The 14,576-nt window shown below is 59.4% G+C and carries 16 protein-coding genes; 4 read left to right on the top strand and 12 right to left on the bottom strand.

The features are described 5' to 3' along the window. Positions 1 to 9: 9 nt before the first annotated feature. The gene (locus AAFX04_02965; protein ID MEO1044383.1) at positions 10 to 630 is read left to right on the top strand and encodes a peroxiredoxin; all 621 of its coding nucleotides are present in this window, start codon (positions 10 to 12) and stop codon (positions 628 to 630) included. 19 nt (positions 631 to 649) lie between these two features. Then, positions 650 to 1,297, top strand: coding sequence for a class I SAM-dependent methyltransferase (locus AAFX04_02960; protein ID MEO1044382.1), 648 nt, complete (start codon positions 650 to 652; stop codon positions 1,295 to 1,297). On the opposite strand, the gene AAFX04_02955 is transcribed toward AAFX04_02960, so the two are convergent. The 3 genes from AAFX04_02955 to AAFX04_02945 are packed head-to-tail and all read right to left on the bottom strand — an operon-like array spanning position 1,294 to position 3,078. Continuing rightward, entirely contained in the window at positions 1,294 to 2,184 is an 891-nt protein-coding gene (locus AAFX04_02955) for a fatty acid desaturase (protein MEO1044381.1), read from the bottom strand. The two genes, AAFX04_02960 and AAFX04_02955, sit on opposite strands and share 4 nt — an antisense overlap. Beyond that, the gene (locus AAFX04_02950; protein MEO1044380.1) at positions 2,181 to 2,375 is read right to left on the bottom strand and encodes a hypothetical protein; all 195 of its coding nucleotides are present in this window, start codon (positions 2,373 to 2,375) and stop codon (positions 2,181 to 2,183) included. The genes AAFX04_02955 and AAFX04_02950 overlap by 4 nt, the downstream gene beginning before the upstream one ends. A gap of 4 nt (positions 2,376 to 2,379) precedes the next feature. Beyond that, the gene (locus AAFX04_02945; GenBank protein ID MEO1044379.1) at positions 2,380 to 3,078 is read right to left on the bottom strand and encodes a TetR/AcrR family transcriptional regulator; all 699 of its coding nucleotides are present in this window, start codon (positions 3,076 to 3,078) and stop codon (positions 2,380 to 2,382) included. 149 nt (positions 3,079 to 3,227) lie between these two features. Between AAFX04_02945 and AAFX04_02940 the strand changes: the two genes are divergently transcribed. Beyond that, positions 3,228 to 4,748: a carboxyl transferase domain-containing protein gene (locus tag AAFX04_02940; protein ID MEO1044378.1), complete on the top strand. Its 1,521-nt coding sequence runs from the start codon at positions 3,228 to 3,230 to the stop codon at positions 4,746 to 4,748. Positions 4,749 to 4,835: 87 nt separating this feature from the next. After that, complete coding sequence (crtI, locus tag AAFX04_02935; protein MEO1044377.1) at positions 4,836 to 6,521, top strand: phytoene desaturase family protein; 1,686 nt, start codon at positions 4,836 to 4,838, stop codon at positions 6,519 to 6,521. A gap of 8 nt (positions 6,522 to 6,529) precedes the next feature. Here the strand turns inward: crtI and AAFX04_02930 are convergent, their stop codons facing one another. The 9 genes from AAFX04_02930 to AAFX04_02890 all read right to left on the bottom strand — a co-directional run bounded on the left by AAFX04_02930 (position 6,530) and on the right by AAFX04_02890 (position 14,564). Then, on the bottom strand, positions 6,530 to 7,477 hold the full coding sequence (locus AAFX04_02930; protein ID MEO1044376.1) for an RDD family protein: 948 nt from the start codon (positions 7,475 to 7,477) through the stop codon (positions 6,530 to 6,532). Beyond that, the gene (locus AAFX04_02925) at positions 7,467 to 8,558 is read right to left on the bottom strand and encodes a stage II sporulation protein M (protein ID MEO1044375.1); all 1,092 of its coding nucleotides are present in this window, start codon (positions 8,556 to 8,558) and stop codon (positions 7,467 to 7,469) included. Before AAFX04_02925 ends, AAFX04_02930 begins: the two co-directional genes overlap by 11 nt. Next, a complete protein-coding gene (locus AAFX04_02920) occupies positions 8,558 to 9,898 on the bottom strand; it encodes a DUF58 domain-containing protein (protein ID MEO1044374.1) in 1,341 nt (446 codons plus the stop codon). Before AAFX04_02920 ends, AAFX04_02925 begins: the two co-directional genes overlap by 1 nt. Beyond that, positions 9,895 to 10,854 carry a MoxR family ATPase gene (locus AAFX04_02915; protein ID MEO1044373.1) on the bottom strand — a complete coding sequence of 320 codons (960 nt, stop codon included), beginning with the start codon at positions 10,852 to 10,854 and terminating at the stop codon, positions 9,895 to 9,897. The genes AAFX04_02920 and AAFX04_02915 overlap by 4 nt, the downstream gene beginning before the upstream one ends. Next, the gene (locus tag AAFX04_02910) at positions 10,851 to 12,173 is read right to left on the bottom strand and encodes a DUF4350 domain-containing protein (GenBank protein ID MEO1044372.1); all 1,323 of its coding nucleotides are present in this window, start codon (positions 12,171 to 12,173) and stop codon (positions 10,851 to 10,853) included. Before AAFX04_02910 ends, AAFX04_02915 begins: the two co-directional genes overlap by 4 nt. Beyond that, on the bottom strand, positions 12,170 to 12,835 hold the full coding sequence (locus AAFX04_02905; GenBank protein MEO1044371.1) for a hypothetical protein: 666 nt from the start codon (positions 12,833 to 12,835) through the stop codon (positions 12,170 to 12,172). Before AAFX04_02905 ends, AAFX04_02910 begins: the two co-directional genes overlap by 4 nt. Positions 12,836 to 13,028: 193 nt before the next feature. Then, on the bottom strand, positions 13,029 to 14,015 hold the full coding sequence (locus AAFX04_02900; GenBank protein MEO1044370.1) for an alpha/beta fold hydrolase: 987 nt from the start codon (positions 14,013 to 14,015) through the stop codon (positions 13,029 to 13,031). Between the two features lie 28 nt (positions 14,016 to 14,043). Continuing rightward, positions 14,044 to 14,307, bottom strand: coding sequence for a hypothetical protein (locus AAFX04_02895; protein MEO1044369.1), 264 nt, complete (start codon positions 14,305 to 14,307; stop codon positions 14,044 to 14,046). Further along, positions 14,304 to 14,564 (bottom strand): toxin-antitoxin system HicB family antitoxin, encoded by a 261-nt coding sequence (locus AAFX04_02890; protein ID MEO1044368.1) that lies wholly within the window; start codon positions 14,562 to 14,564, stop codon positions 14,304 to 14,306. The genes AAFX04_02895 and AAFX04_02890 overlap by 4 nt, the downstream gene beginning before the upstream one ends. Between the last annotated feature and the right edge of the window lie 12 nt (positions 14,565 to 14,576).

The raw sequence follows: 14,576 nt of genomic DNA, 5'->3' as shown, positions 1-14,576 counted from the left end.
GAATATTTCATGCGCACAGTTTTGACCTTGTTTGCAGCCACAGCGCTGCTCGGCACCACCGCCTGCAACAAATCGCCCGGTGAAAGCGCCGCAGCCGAAGCTTCAGGCGATGCGGCCGAAGCCACCGCAGAAACCGCAGCGCAGGACCCCGGCACACCGCTGGCAGTGGGTGCCGCAGCACCGATGTTCACCACCGAGGGTGCGCTGGCGGGTGAAGCCTTCACCCTGGATCTGGCAGCGCAACTGAAAAATGGCCCTGTGGTTCTGTATTTCTTCCCCGCCGCCTTCACTTCGGGCTGTACCCTGGAGTCGAAGGAATTTGCCGATCGCAATGATGACTTTGAGGCGATGGGAGCAAAGGTCTTCGGTCTGTCGGGCGATGATGTGGAGACGCTGGCGCGTTTCTCCACCGAAGCCTGTCGCGACAAATTTGCCGTAGCGCAGGCAACACCAGAGATCATGTCAGGCTACGGCGTCGCGCTCGACCCGGCGAATCTCATCACCGCCAGCCGCACCAGCTATGTCATTGGTCAGGATGGCAATGTCGCCATGGTGCACAGCGAGATGGATTATCGCGATCACGTGCGGCTGACCTATGAAGCAGTGGAGAAGATGAAGGCGGAAAGCTGATCAGCATGGCAGGACAGAGATGACCACCAACCACTCTCCCCAGCCCAATTTCTGGGACCGGCATGTGGTGCCGCGGTTGATCTGTTTTGCCTGCGGCCAGCCGCAAATCATGAAGCGGCGCAGCCAGATCGTGCCGCTGGCACGCGGCAAGGTGCTGGAATTCGGCGCCGGCGGCGGCATCAACGCGCAATTTTACGATGGCGACAAGATCGATCATATCACCGGCATCGACCCGTCGCCGCAACTGCTTGACCGTGCCCGTGCCAATGTCGCGGCAGCACAAATCCCTATGGACCTGGTTGGCGGCATCGCCGAGGCTCTGCCCTTTGCGGATAATAGCTTCGACACTGTGCTGATCACCTTCACCCTGTGCTCGGTGCAGGATCAGGCCCAGGCGCTCAAAGAAGCACGCCGCGTGCTGCGACCCGATGGTCAGCTATTGTTCCTCGAGCATGGCGCCGCGCCCGACCCCGGCGTCCATCTCTGGCAGCGCCGGGTCGAGCCGATATGGAAGCGCATGGCCGGCGGCTGTCACCTCACACGCCCGATCGCCGATGCGGTGCGTCAGGCCGGTTTCGCGGTCGACAATCCAACCGGCGAATATATGCCCAAAACACCACGCATCCTCGGCTGGGTGGAGAGCGGCGTGGCACGGATGGTCAGCTAGTCCCGCCCACCCAATTCACAGCCGCGCGCCTTCAATATCGGCAGCATTTCACGATAGGCTGCGGGTGTCTGGTAGAGCGGGATATAGGGATGGAGATGATGCACGATATGATATTGCATCCCCATCGAGCCGATATTGCCCAATGTCGAGCGCCAGCTGCGCGTATCCTTATAGCGGCCCTGGCCTTTGCCCTGATGCGGTGCCCAGCTCAGGAAAAAGATGATGTAGCTATAGGCAATGCTATAGGGCAGCCACCACAGAAAGAAGGCCTCCAGCGCATAGCCGTTCCATGCCAGCGCAGAGAGAATAGCGATATAACCGAGTTGATAGGCCAGGGCCACAAGCAGCAGGTCTTCACGGCCTGCACGCACCAGCGCAGCGACATAGTCACGGTTGCGCTTGGCATTCGGCTGACGCCCGCGAATGGTTGCCCAGATGGCAGACCATGGCCCCGGCGCGTGGGATTCGATATCGACATCCAATTCCGGATCATTGGTGTGTTTGTGATGCTCCATATGGGTGATGCGCAGCACCTGAAACGGATAGATAAGCATCCAGCTCGTTGCATGGCCGACCAGTTCATTGAGCCAACGCAGCTTCTGGCCCGGACGCGCGATAATGTCATGCTGCGCATCGTGCGTTGGCAGATAAACCAAAGCCATGTTGATGGTGGCAATGATGAAACCCAGCCATAAGGGGATGATATCGAGCATCACCAGCGGCCACAGCGCCAGCCAGCAGACCATATTGGCAAAACCCCAAATCACGATCATCCACGGGAACATCCCGGAATATTTGCGCGCAATTTTGAGCTCCATCTTTTTCAGTTCAGCCTCGGTGAGATCGCTCAGATTCTCGGGCACGGTCACACTCTGGTGCATATTCATATCCAGCGCCCCTTAATCTGCGCGAACAAGCCCCAGCCACCGCCGACGATTAGCGCAAAAACCAGCGCCGTCAGACCGAATGGCGGTGTGATCTCCAGCGCCAGCATCATTTGCATGATCAGCGGTACCAAAAAGCCAAAAGCGAACAGCAATGGCAGGATTTTGGCAATGAAATGGGCAACGGATTGCATGGCTCTAACCTCTTCCTTCACAGGCCGCTCTATTTGTGGCTTCATCCTCTTCGAGCGCCGCCAGTTTTCCCAACAGGCTGGCGCGAAAATCGGGTGCGGCATCAGCCGCCAATACCAGGTAAAAACCGCGAAGCTGACGGCGGCGCATTTCCTGTGGGCTGATCACGCCATGGGCCCAGTCGCGCAAAGGCCCGCGATAGGAAATAAACATCTGCAGCCCAAGGATTTCGGGCGAAAGAGTGCCTTGGAGCATGCCTTTCGCCAAGGCGGCGCGGCAAGCGGTAATCGCCATTTCTGCTGAACGCTGGCCGGCTGCACCATGCGCAAAACCCATATCGCCGCGCGCGGCAAAAGCACCGGGAATTTCTTCGCTGGCGATGACGGTGGCCCGAACATAAGCCCCGTCGGTCATGATCTGATCGTAAACGGTGTCGATGATATGGTCCGCCATATCCGATGGCGATTCAATCGCTTCAAAGTCCAGTTCTGCCCAGACCTCTTCAACATTCTCGTTGATCAGCTCGCGGATGATATCCTCTTTGCCGCCGATCAGATTATACAGTGTCGGTGCCGTGACATTGGCGGCGGCGGCCAGGCCGCGCGTAGTCAACCCTTCCACCCCTTTCTCGGCAATAATAGTGCAAGCGGCCTGCAGAATACGCTCGCGCCGTTCCGCCATATTGCTGGCGCGTGTGTCCACCATGAGATGCCGTCCCTTTCTGAGTCGCACATAAGGTAAAACAAATCCGATAACTTTATCAACGATAAAATTTTATCATTGATAAAAATTTGAACCTCTTTCTCATCTGATTGGTACTTTTCCCGTTGGCGTGGCTCGGTTACAGCTTGGGCATGAGTTGGGAAAAAGAACTGGAAGAGCTGCGTTTTCGTCAGGATGCAGCCGAGAAAATGGGCGGCACTGACAAGGTCAAGCGTCAGCATGGTCGCGGCAAAATGGATGCGCGCGCACGGCTTGATGCGCTGGTCGATGCCGACAGCTTTCGCGAGATTGGCAAGATTGCCGGACGCGGCGAGTATGACGAGAGCGGCCAGTTGATCGACGCCTCACCTTCCAATTTCATCTTTGGCCGCGCCGATATGGATGGCCGTCCGGTGGTCGCCAGCGCCGATGATTTTACCGTGCGCGGCGGCGCGGCGGACGCGGCGCTGCATCGCAAATTCGTCCAGTGCGAGGCGATGGCGCACGAGATGCGGCTGCCGCTTATCCGGATGATTGACGGCACAGGCGGTGGCGGATCGGTCAAGATGCTGGAGGATATGGGCTATACCTATGTGCCCTATGTCCCCGGCTGGGATGATGTCATCCGTAACCTCGAAACGGTGCCGGTGGTGGCACTGGCCTTGGGACCGACTGCGGGCCTTGGCGCGGCGCGGACGGTGGCCAGCCATTATTCGGTGATGGTCAAAGGCCTGTCGCAACTTTTCGCTGCTGGTCCCGCAGTCGCTGCCGCGATTGGTGAGACGGTCAACAAGGAAGAGCTGGGCGGATCGGATATCCACACGCGCAATGGCGTGGTCGATGAGGAAGTCGCCAGCGAGGCCGAGGCGTTCGCGGTGGCGCGGCGGTTCCTCTCCTATCTGCCCTCTTCCATCGATAGTCTGGCCGCGCGCATAGACAGCACCGACCCAACGGACCGACGCGATGAAGCGCTGCTCTCTGCGGTGCCGCGGGAGAGCGATCAGGTCTATTCGATGCGCCGAATTATCGAGAGCGTGTGCGATACGGGTAGCGTGTTCGAGATGGGCAAGCGCTGGGGGCGCGCGGTGATCACCGCCTTTGCCCGGCTGGATGGCTGGCCGGTGGCGGTGCTCGCCAGTGACCCGAGCTATCTCGGCGGCTCATGGGAAGCCAAAACCTCCGAAAAAGCCGAGCGCTTCGTCAAACTCGCCGACCAGTTCCGACTACCGATTGTGCATCTGGTCGATAATCCCGGTTTCATGATCGGCAGCGAGGCTGAGAAAGCGGGCACCATTCGCTATGGCGTTAATGCAATGAACGCGGTCTATCGCGCGCAGGTGCCGCTCGCCTGCGTCATTGTCCGCCGCGCCTATGGCATTGCCGGCAGCGCGATGAGCAATGCGGAGAGCTTCCAATATCGCTTCGCCTGGCCCTCGGGCGATTGGGGCTCGCTGCCGATATCGGGCGGGCTGGAGGTTGCCTATAAGGCTGAACTGGAAGCCGCCGAAAACCCGGAATCGCGCTTGCAAGAGATAAAGGCACGGCTTGATGCCGTAACGTCGCCCTTCCGCACCGCCGAGAAATTCGCGGTCGAGGATATCATCGACCCGCGCGATACGCGGCCATTGCTGTGCGAATTTGCCGATCTGGCGTGGCGGAAACTCCGGGGCTGAGCCGGAACAAAGCCCAGCAGTCTGCGTTATCTGCGACATTGGATATGCCCATGAAACCGGGCAAAAAGTGACAATAGAGGGCAAAGCGTGAGCACAATAACGACCAACAACAATAGCGAACGCAAAAAGGCCATCGTTATCGGTTCGGGCATTGGTGGCATTGCCTGTGGCATAAGACTGCAAAGCCTTGGCTTTGATACAACCATCGTCGAAAAGCTCGATGCGCCAGGCGGTCGCGCCTATGTCCGTAAGGCTGAGGGCTTCACTTTCGATATGGGCCCGACGGTGCTTACCGTACCCTATTTTATCGAAGAACTGTTTTCGCTTGAACGGGATTGCGCTGCCCTCGGTGATCCCGACTTCCCACCAGAGATTATGGGCGATAATCAGCGCATCACCATTGGTGTCAGTGGCGGGCCGAATACCAGCAAATATGTCGAAATCATCCCGGTGCTGCCTTTTTACCGGGTGTATTTCGATGATGGCACCTATTTTGATTATGACGCCGACCCGGACAATCTGCGCGAGCAAATCCGGAAGCTCGCCCCGGAAGACCTTGAGGGCTATGAAGAATTCCACAAGGCGGCGCGCGCTATTTTTGATCGCGGCTTTATCGAGCTTGGCTATACCTATTTCGGCAATGTCGGTGCGATGCTCAAAGTGGCGCCCGATCTGGTGAAGCTGAAGGCAGTGCAACCACTGTTCAGCCTGGTGAAGAAGTTTTTCAAATCCGACAAGATGCGCCAGGTGTTCAGCTTTGAACCGCTACTGGTCGGCGGCAATCCGCTCAAAGTGCCTGCCATTTATGCAATGATCCATTTTGTCGAGCGCACCTGGGGCGTGCATTTCGCCATGGGCGGCACCGGCGCGCTGGTTAACGGACTGGTCCGCAAGTTCGAGGAGCTTGGCGGCACATTGCGGCTTAACGCCGAGGTCGAGCGCATTGATGTCGAAAAGGTAGATGGCAAGCGCACCGCGACTGGTGTGGCCTTGAAGTCGGGTGATGTTCTCAATGCCGATCTGGTGGTGTCCAATGGCGATTATGCCAGCACCTATCTCAACCTGGTCGACAAGAAGCACCGCAAGATCAACCGCGATGCGCTGGTCAAATTCCGCAAGCAGAGCATGTCGATCATGGTCATATATTTCGGCTACAAGAAAGCCGATGGCGACCCGGATTTGCGGCACCACAATATCATTTTGGGGCCGCGCTATGAGGAGTTGCTGACCGATATTTTCGACCGCAAGATCCTTGGCCCTGACTTCTCGCAATATCTGCATATCCCGACACTGACCGACCCCAGCCTCGCGCCTGAGGGCCATCATGCCGCCTATACGCTGGTGCCAGTGCCTAATAATCAGAGCGATCTCGACTGGGACGAGATCGGCGAGGAATTCTGTGAGACGGTGCTGCGCTTCCTTGATGAACGCGGCCATATCCCCAATTTGCGTGAGCGGCTGGTCTATAAGAGCTTTGTCACGCCCAATTATTTCCAGCAGACGCTCAATTCGCATATGGGCAATGGCTTTGGGGTTGAGCCGGTGCTGACCCAGACGGCATTCTTCCGACCGCACAACCGCAGCGAAGACATCACCAATCTCTATCTCGTCGGACAGGGCACCCAGCCGGGCGGCGGCACCCCGTCGGTGATGATGTCGGCGAAAATGACAGCCCGCGAAGTCGCCAAGGATTTCGATGTTCCCGATACCATCGTCAATGGCAGCCCACGCGGCATCGATGGCGAAGAAGTACCGCCTATCGCTGCGGAATAGTCCGGCACCTAATCGGCATCGTCAAATTTGTCGGCCCGCCTCTTGCCGAAGCGCATACCGCTTTCGAGGCGCTGGCGCAGTTGGGTATAATAGTTTTCAAGGAAAGCGCGTTCATCGCCCTCGCCCGGCTCCCAGCCCAGCTTGTTGCAGATAGTGACATAGACGGTGCGCTCACTCTCTTCCGAACCATCACGCAGCACCTGTTCCAGAGCCTGCAACTCATATTCGCCGTAAATGCCCAGCTCTTCATCGGTAAAGCGGTAATCTGAACCACGCGCGGCGGCAGCCACCATGGTTTCGCGTGGTGCCACCACCTCGGTCAGCTTCTGCTTCGGCGCCATTACCACCCACGTCCCTGCCAGCAGGTCGCCACAGCGCAGCCGGTCGCGATTGAACAGCAGAAAGGTGGCGAAGACCAATACCCACAAAGTACCGGCGATCAGCGTGAAGGTGCTGCTGTCCTGCTCGGTTGCCAGCACGATGAGGAACTGCATCGGCAGGAATATCTCGACTTCGCGTATCAGGTTGCGCGCAATCACCGCCTCGGGCGCCAGCCGCCCACCATCGCGCGCCGCCACCCGGATGCCGATAATCCGCTTGCCCCAGGTGGCTCCGCGCGGACCCAGTTCAAATGCCAGAAAATAGCCGTTGCGCAGGAGAAACAGGAAGATGATCGAGATGACCAGCAGAAATTCGACAATGCCGCTCTCGCGATCATTCTCAAGCCCCAGGCCAAAGACCAGCGCAAAAAGCCCGATCAGATAGCCGATATAGATTGCGGTGAGAAAGGTAAGGTCGAGCAGCAATGCTCCGAGGCGCGCGCCAGCACCGGCAACATGGATGTTGAGCGTCACGCCTTCGGGCGTCACCAGCCGCCGCTGTAATTTGGGCGAGAGGCCGGCAGACAGCCGACTACGTATTACAGCTGCACCCCCGATAGCCGGATCAGAAGCCATTGTTCGTCTCGCTTGCTTCACGCCGGGCCAGCATCTCGCTGCGCCGTCCGGCAAAGGCAAAATAGCCGGCCCACAGCGCCAACAGGCCATAGCCGATGAAAAAACGCGCCGATGTGCCGGTGATAAGCTGGCGTGCGTAGCCTTCGAGCAACCCGGCGAGCACCAGCATCAGCACCACCCCGGTCATCACCATGGCGCTGGTCACCCCGGCCTGTTGCAACGCTTGGAGATAGGTTTTGCGACCGGGAAAGGCCATGGCACGCCCGATATGCAGTCCGGCCGCGCCCGCAAGCGCGATGGCCAGTAATTCGGTGGTACCGTGGATTGACAGCCAGCCGGCAAATTCAACCCCCAGCCCGGCATCGTTGAACACCCAGAACATCGCCCCCAAAAGGGTGAGGTTATGGACCACCAGCAACACCGAGGGGATACCGAAGGCAAAGCCCAGCGCGAACGCAAAGATCGCCACCTGGGCATTGTTGCTGAACAGATAGGCGGCGAATACCGACATCGCCTCACTCGCTCCCTCGGCGCCACCAATAGTCTGGCGCAACAGTTCGGGATCGGCACCGGGCACCCGCCCCCCGGCGAGTCCACCGGGCACCAGCGAATAGAACCAGTCATTGTCCTGATCGACCAGCAGATAGCCGACCAGCGCCCCGGCGACCATGACCACCAATATGACAAGAATATCGAGCCAGATCGCGCGCACAGCGCCACTCCAGCCACCGGCGAAAAAACCCGCCAGCCAGCGTATGAAACCGGTGCGCGGACCATAGACCTGATAATAGGCACGCGCGGTCAGCGCCTCGAGATAGGCGATCAATCCGGCATCTAGTGAGCTTTCGCGTGCAATCGACAAGGCCGAAACGGTCTTGCGATAGAGAGTCGGCAAAGCCAGCGCATCGGCATCGCTGACCCGACGGCGACGGCCTTTTTCCAGATCGGTGATGATCTCGTCGAGCCGGATCCAGTCATCTTCACGCTCAAGGCGGAAACGATCCGAACGCAGCAATGCCATGTCGTCAAGTGCCTGTTGCGCACCCATCACCATATGCTGTTCAACCTGCAGTTCCGCCATTACAGCGACCCTCTTTTCTTGATGCGCAGATAGGCATTGAGCAGGCGGGTACCGATATCCTGATAGGGCGCCTCGATAACATCGACCCCCATGTGCCGCAGCCGGGTTATCACCAGCTGTTTCTCGGTGATCAGTGCATCGGCGGTCACGCTCTCGGCCAGACGGTCGATATCGCGCGGCGCATGTTCGGCAATGTTCTCCAGCGTCGCATCCTGCATCACCACGAACAGCACCAGATGCCGATCAACCAGCCTTCCCACTGACTCCAGCATTAATTCAGCACTGGTGGTGTCGGCAAAATCGGTCAGAATGACGATCAGCGAACGCCGCTTGAGCCGCGCCGCCAGTGTTGCCATTGCAAGGGTGAAATTGGTCTCCTGATGGCGATATTCGATCGCTGCAGCTTCGCCCTGAAAGCGGTGAAACTGACGCGTGCCGTTAACAAAGGGAGAGAAGATTTCGGGCTTGGCGGCAAAGGCCATCAGCGCCGCGCGGTCACCCGATTTCAACGCGGCAAAGGCGGTCAGCAGCGCCGCCTGCACCGCCCGGTCGATCCGTGCCAGCCCGTCAATCGGCTCACACATGGCATTGCCGCAATCGAGCGCGAAGACGATCTGATTGTTGCGCTCGGTGTCATATTCCTTGGCCAGCAGCCTTGTGTGCCGCGCCGAACCTTTCCAGTCGATGCTGCGCCTATCCATGCCTGGCTGATAGTCGGCCAGTGCGTCGAATTCGGTGCCCTCACCGCGGATCTTGCGCGCCACTATGCCATAGAGCGCATCGCGCAGGAACAGCTGCACCGTGGGGCTGCGGATCGGCGATACATCGGGCAATATCCGCACTTCGCGGTCGCATTGCCGTTCCTGTTGACGCCAGACCAGACCCAGCGGTCCGGTCCAGCGCGCACCGATATGGCTGACCAGCCCCGGTCCCCGGCGGTTCGGCGTCAAGGTGACAGTGGCAGACCAGACATTGCCGGCGTCATCCTCGACCGGCAGTGCTGCGAGATCATGATCGAGATCAAACAGTGCCCGACCACTGGCATCGACCCGACTGTCGACACCAATGAAGCCCTGCATTGTCCGATGAACCGGGCGCGATGCCAGTTCGACCTGCATCTGCGCCTCCAGCGGTTGGCCAACCTCGCCAAATCCGGGGATGTCGATGCGCATCGTCCGCATTTTCGGGATCAGCAAAGCATCGGCGAGCATCAGCAACAGGATCGTCCCCGACCAGGCAAGACCGATGCCCCAGGCTGCGGGCATGAGCGTGGCAATGACCAGCGCCAGCGGCGCGCCAGCGGCGACCAGAACAACCGCACGCTGGGTCGGCGCAATCAACGCGGTGCTTCCGTCTGTTCGATCAGGGTGTCAACGATATCCTCAATCTGGCGGCCCTCTATCTCGGCACCCGGCGACAGCATGATGCGGTGGCGCAGCACCGAGGCCGCCAACGCCTTGACATCATCGGGGATGGCATAATCGCGGCCATGCAGCACCGCGCGTGCCCGCGCCGCATTGGCCAGCATCACCGCGGCGCGAGGGCTGGCACCGTTTTCCAGTGCGCTGTCATCGCGGGTCGCACGCACCAGCCGGACGATATAATCGACAATATCGTCGACCAGCCGCACCTGGCGCACCGTATCCATGGCAGCCGCGAGCCTGGGCTTGTCGACAATCGCCTCGACACCCAGATCATTGGGTCGCTGCACCCGTGCCCGCTGGCCATAAGTCGCGACGATATTGCGCTCCTCTTCGGCACCGGGATAGCCCACCACCACCTTGAACAGAAAGCGGTCGAGCTGCGCTTCGGGCAGTGGATAGACGCCCTGCTGCTCGATCGGGTTCTGAGTCGCCACCACCATGAACTGCTCGGGCAGAGAATAGCGCTCGCCATCGATGGTGACCGCACGTTCCTGCATCGCCTCGAGCAGTGCCGCCTGTGTCTTGGGCGGGGTGCGGTTGATCTCGTCAGCGAGCAGCAACTCGCAGAAAATCGGCCCCCGTGTCAGGGTGAAACTGCTGGTCTGGAAATTGAACAGATTGGAGCCGAGAATATCCCCCGGCATCAGATCCGGAGTGAACTGGATACGACCATATTCGAGCGACAGCGTGGCGGCAAAGCACTGCGCCAGAAAGGTCTTGGCCGTTCCCGGAGGCCCTTCGAGCAGGATATGGCCGCCGGAAAACAGCGCGATCAGCAGGTGATCGATAACATCATCCTGGCCGACAATCGCCTTGGCGATCTCGCTGCGGATATCCTGTGCCAGTGCCTGCACCGCGGCGGTATCGGTCATAAATAGTCCTTCTTCCATGCATGGAGTTCCGCCGCAGCTACGGCGATGTCTTTGGGCTTGCGTGCCGCCAGCAGCCGGTCACGGCGAACGCTATAGGGCATCACGTCATCAGGAGTCTCGGCATCGAGCCGGGCAGTGATAGCATCGGCATCCATGGTTGGCGGCAGCCCCAGACGCCGGATCGCCATGCGGCGGATCAGATTGGCATAGGGCTCGCGCAGCAGATGCTCGCGCCGCAACAGCCGCATTGTCGCAGCGCTGTTGCTGACCAGCGTTTCCTTGCCGAAATCGATCACCCTTGCCGCGAGCATGGGCGGGGCAAAGCGGGTAAAGGCGACCCAGCCGACCATGAATGCAGCGACAAGAAAACAGATGGTCGCCGCGAGAAAAGGCGGACGAAATGCCAGTGTCAACAGATTGTCGGCGCGGCCCAGGCCATTGGCTGTGAGGTCGAAGACAATCGGCAGGTCATCGTCTCGATCAAGCGCCTCGAACAGCCGCAGCGCGTGCAGCGCTGTTTCCTGCTCGGCCAGCCCCATATTGTTGAAAAGATCGGGATCGGCAACCAGCACCACCGGCCAGGCGTCGTAATATTCATATTCCTCGGGGTCGCTGCCCGATGGCGGCGGCGCATGCGGCTGCAGCGTGTTGAGCCAGTCAAAACCGTATGTATCATCGACATAGCCGATTACCGGCTTCCCTGTCCTGGCATCGCTTACCATTGGATGGACGTCATCGCTGTCGAACGTAGCCAGTTTCTCCGGCGTTTTTGGGACCGCCCCCAGTCCTGTCATCAACCGGCGGTTACGGCTGTCCGCCTGGGATATGGTGGTGGTAAAGCCGATCTCATCATTGGTGATTTGCTGCTCCAGCGTATCGACGAGGCGGACCCAGCCACGCTCCAGTTGACGATCGCGCATAACGATCCATTTGGGCAGGATAACAAGCGTCGGCCCGTTAAACCGGTGGCGCGATATCAGGCCACCAACCTCTTCCCAGTCGGCGCGAAAGTCTGGTGTAACCACCAGCAGTGAATAATCACCTGCCGCCGCCGGTGTGCGCGACAGCGACACATCTGCACCGGTATCCCGCAACAGGTCGACCAGGCCATGATAGCCGATCAGGCTTTTCGATGCCGCATGACCGCTGTCACCATCCTGGTTGGAAAGCGGATTGCCAGCGCCGAGGCTGTACAGCATCGCAAGAAATGCAAGACAGCCGACAAGCACCATGGCAAGCAGTGTCGGGCGCGTAAACGGTGCCGCTACACCACCATCGCCAGCACCGGAAGTTGGGGCAGAAGCAGTTGCCTCACTCATCGCGCGTCTCCGGCAATGGCAAAGCTGTCATAGGCGCTGCGCGCTTCTTCCCAAGCCTCGCGGCCCAGCGACTGGCCAGCGAAGATGCCGCGCTCGACATGACCGGCGATCATGGTGAACACATTGCGCGCATGATCGGACAATATGGTGAAGCGGCTGATCTCGCGTGCGGTATTGGAAGGGATGATAGCGCGTGGCTCGGCCTTGGTGATATCCTCGATCGAGCGCCACAATATCAGCCTGATCGCCTCGGCAAACTCGCCTTTTGCCGCCAGCGCATCGGCTTCTTCAAGCAGCGCCCGGGCAGCCTTGGCATCGGGTCGCCAGCCGGTATCGACTGTGGCATCATCCAGCTTGCGCCTGTCGGCAATGATGTTGCTCCCGATATAGACAATCAGCGCAAACACCCCCACCGCGAGCAGCGCCAGCAGGACATATTGCAGTACCGGCCAAATCCCCGTCAAAGCAGCGCCCAATCCAGCAAATGCGTCACTGATTGATTCGCCAGTAGCTTTCAGCCATTCGGGTGTTTCAAAGGGCGGATCAGGCGGCTCGGGCGGCGGCGGCTGGTCGAACTGTATCGAACTGTCGTCACGGACACCGCGCCATGCGGCAACCGCTTCCTGGGATGCGCTTCCCGCTGCTGCACTACCCTCTACCACGCCATTATCTGTTGCAAAATCCAGTGTTGGCAGCAAGCGCTTTATCCCGCCGGACCACAGACAACAGCGGCATTTTACCTCTTCAGCCTGCAACAAAAGCCCGATAGGAGCAGCGCATGATCAGAATTACATGCGTATAGATGCGCAAGTCGGGGGCGCACATCGCCATATTGATCAGCCGTGCGTCAGAACGCTAATCGGCTTTCGTTTTTGCCGTGATGAAACCGGCAATGCTGTCGGCGACACCCGGCGCCAGAGGCATATCCGGATTTTGATAGCTCATCAGATTGGCGGCACGGTCACCGTCCGGCACAGCTTTCAAGACGTGGTTGACATCGGGCAATATGATCAGCTTCGCCCTGTCGTTGGCGGTTTTGAGTAGCTCTCCCTCTTCCTGCGTGACCTGGATATCACTGGTGCCATATAGCAGCAGCACCGGCTTATCGGTATCGGCGATAAGCGCCTGAGGGTTATAGCGCATCATGTCGATCAGGAAGGGCTGTACGCTGCGGTTGAACAGCGGTAGCAGCCCAGGATGCAGGCTGCTGTCATCAAAGGTCTGTCCAGCCTCCAGCGTATCGATAGCCTGCATTGCCTGGTCGAGTATCGGAGCATTGGCCGGATTGGCCCTCAGCTGATCGCGCAGCAAAGCGCCAATTGTCCGCCCCGGCGTTGCCACCAGCACCAGGCCACATATGCTGGCTGACCGGGCTGCGGCAAGCGCAATCAGTCCACCCTCACTATGCCCCAGCAGCCAGGCACATGGCCGCCCCGAGGACGCCATATCCTGTTCCGCAAATGCCAGCGCATCGGCGGCATAATCGGCAATGGTGACGGCGTTGGCATCTGCAATAGCCCCTTTACTGGCGAACATGCCGCGTTTGTCATAACGAATGGTGTCGATACCCCTTTCCGCCAGCGCCTCGGCCAGCAATTTATAGCTCTGCGCCCGCACTCCCAGCGGGTTGTTGCCATCGCGGTCCGTGGGACCGGATCCGGGGATGATGATCACAAGCGGCGCATCTTCGGCACTGCTGGTCGTAAGGCTGCCGATAATCGGCGCTTCAGGCCCGTCAATGCTGACCTCGCTTTGCCCCGCCTGTTTATCCTGCAGCGCCATAGCCGTGGTACCGGACAATGCCAGCACCAGCGCAATCACTCTTCCCGCCCTGATCAACATGGTCTCATCCTCCTGATGCGAAATGGACTCAGTCGTTCCAACGCCAGCGCCAACCGCCTTCGGTACGGCTATGGACAATCCGCAGCATCAGCACCGAGACAATGATCAGCAGGGCAATCCCGGCGAGAAACCGCGCTCCCCCCGAAGCCATCAGCCCTTGGGCAATGCCGATCACCACCAGCAGATAAGAGGCCATCAGCACCCAGCCCTGCCATTTGATCGGCCAGCCGGCACCATAGCCATAGCTCTTCTGGCGGAACCATTTTTCATCACCGGTAAACAGGTGGATCATCCTTTGTCTCCTTTCGCATCATCGCTCTTGCGAGATGGGCTTTCAGGCGGGTTTTTCGGTGGGCGACCACGTTTGCGCTTGACCGGCGGCGCCAGCTTGACCCCGCGCCGTGCCAGCGCATCGCGAAGCAGCACCTCTATTTGCGCGTTGACGCTGCGCAATTCGCTCGCCGCCAGCCGTTCCAGCGCATCATGCAGTGCCGGATCCATCCGCAGGGCGAATGCCTTTTTGGCCGCGAGCTTGGGTTTGTCGGGCACCGATGGCCGCCT

The sequence above is a fragment of the Pseudomonadota bacterium genome (genome assembly GCA_039818985.1).
Classification (GTDB): Bacteria; Pseudomonadota; Alphaproteobacteria; order Sphingomonadales; family Sphingomonadaceae; genus Alterisphingorhabdus.
Note: the sequence above shows the minus strand (reverse complement) of the source record. Positions and strands in the feature narration are given on the sequence as shown.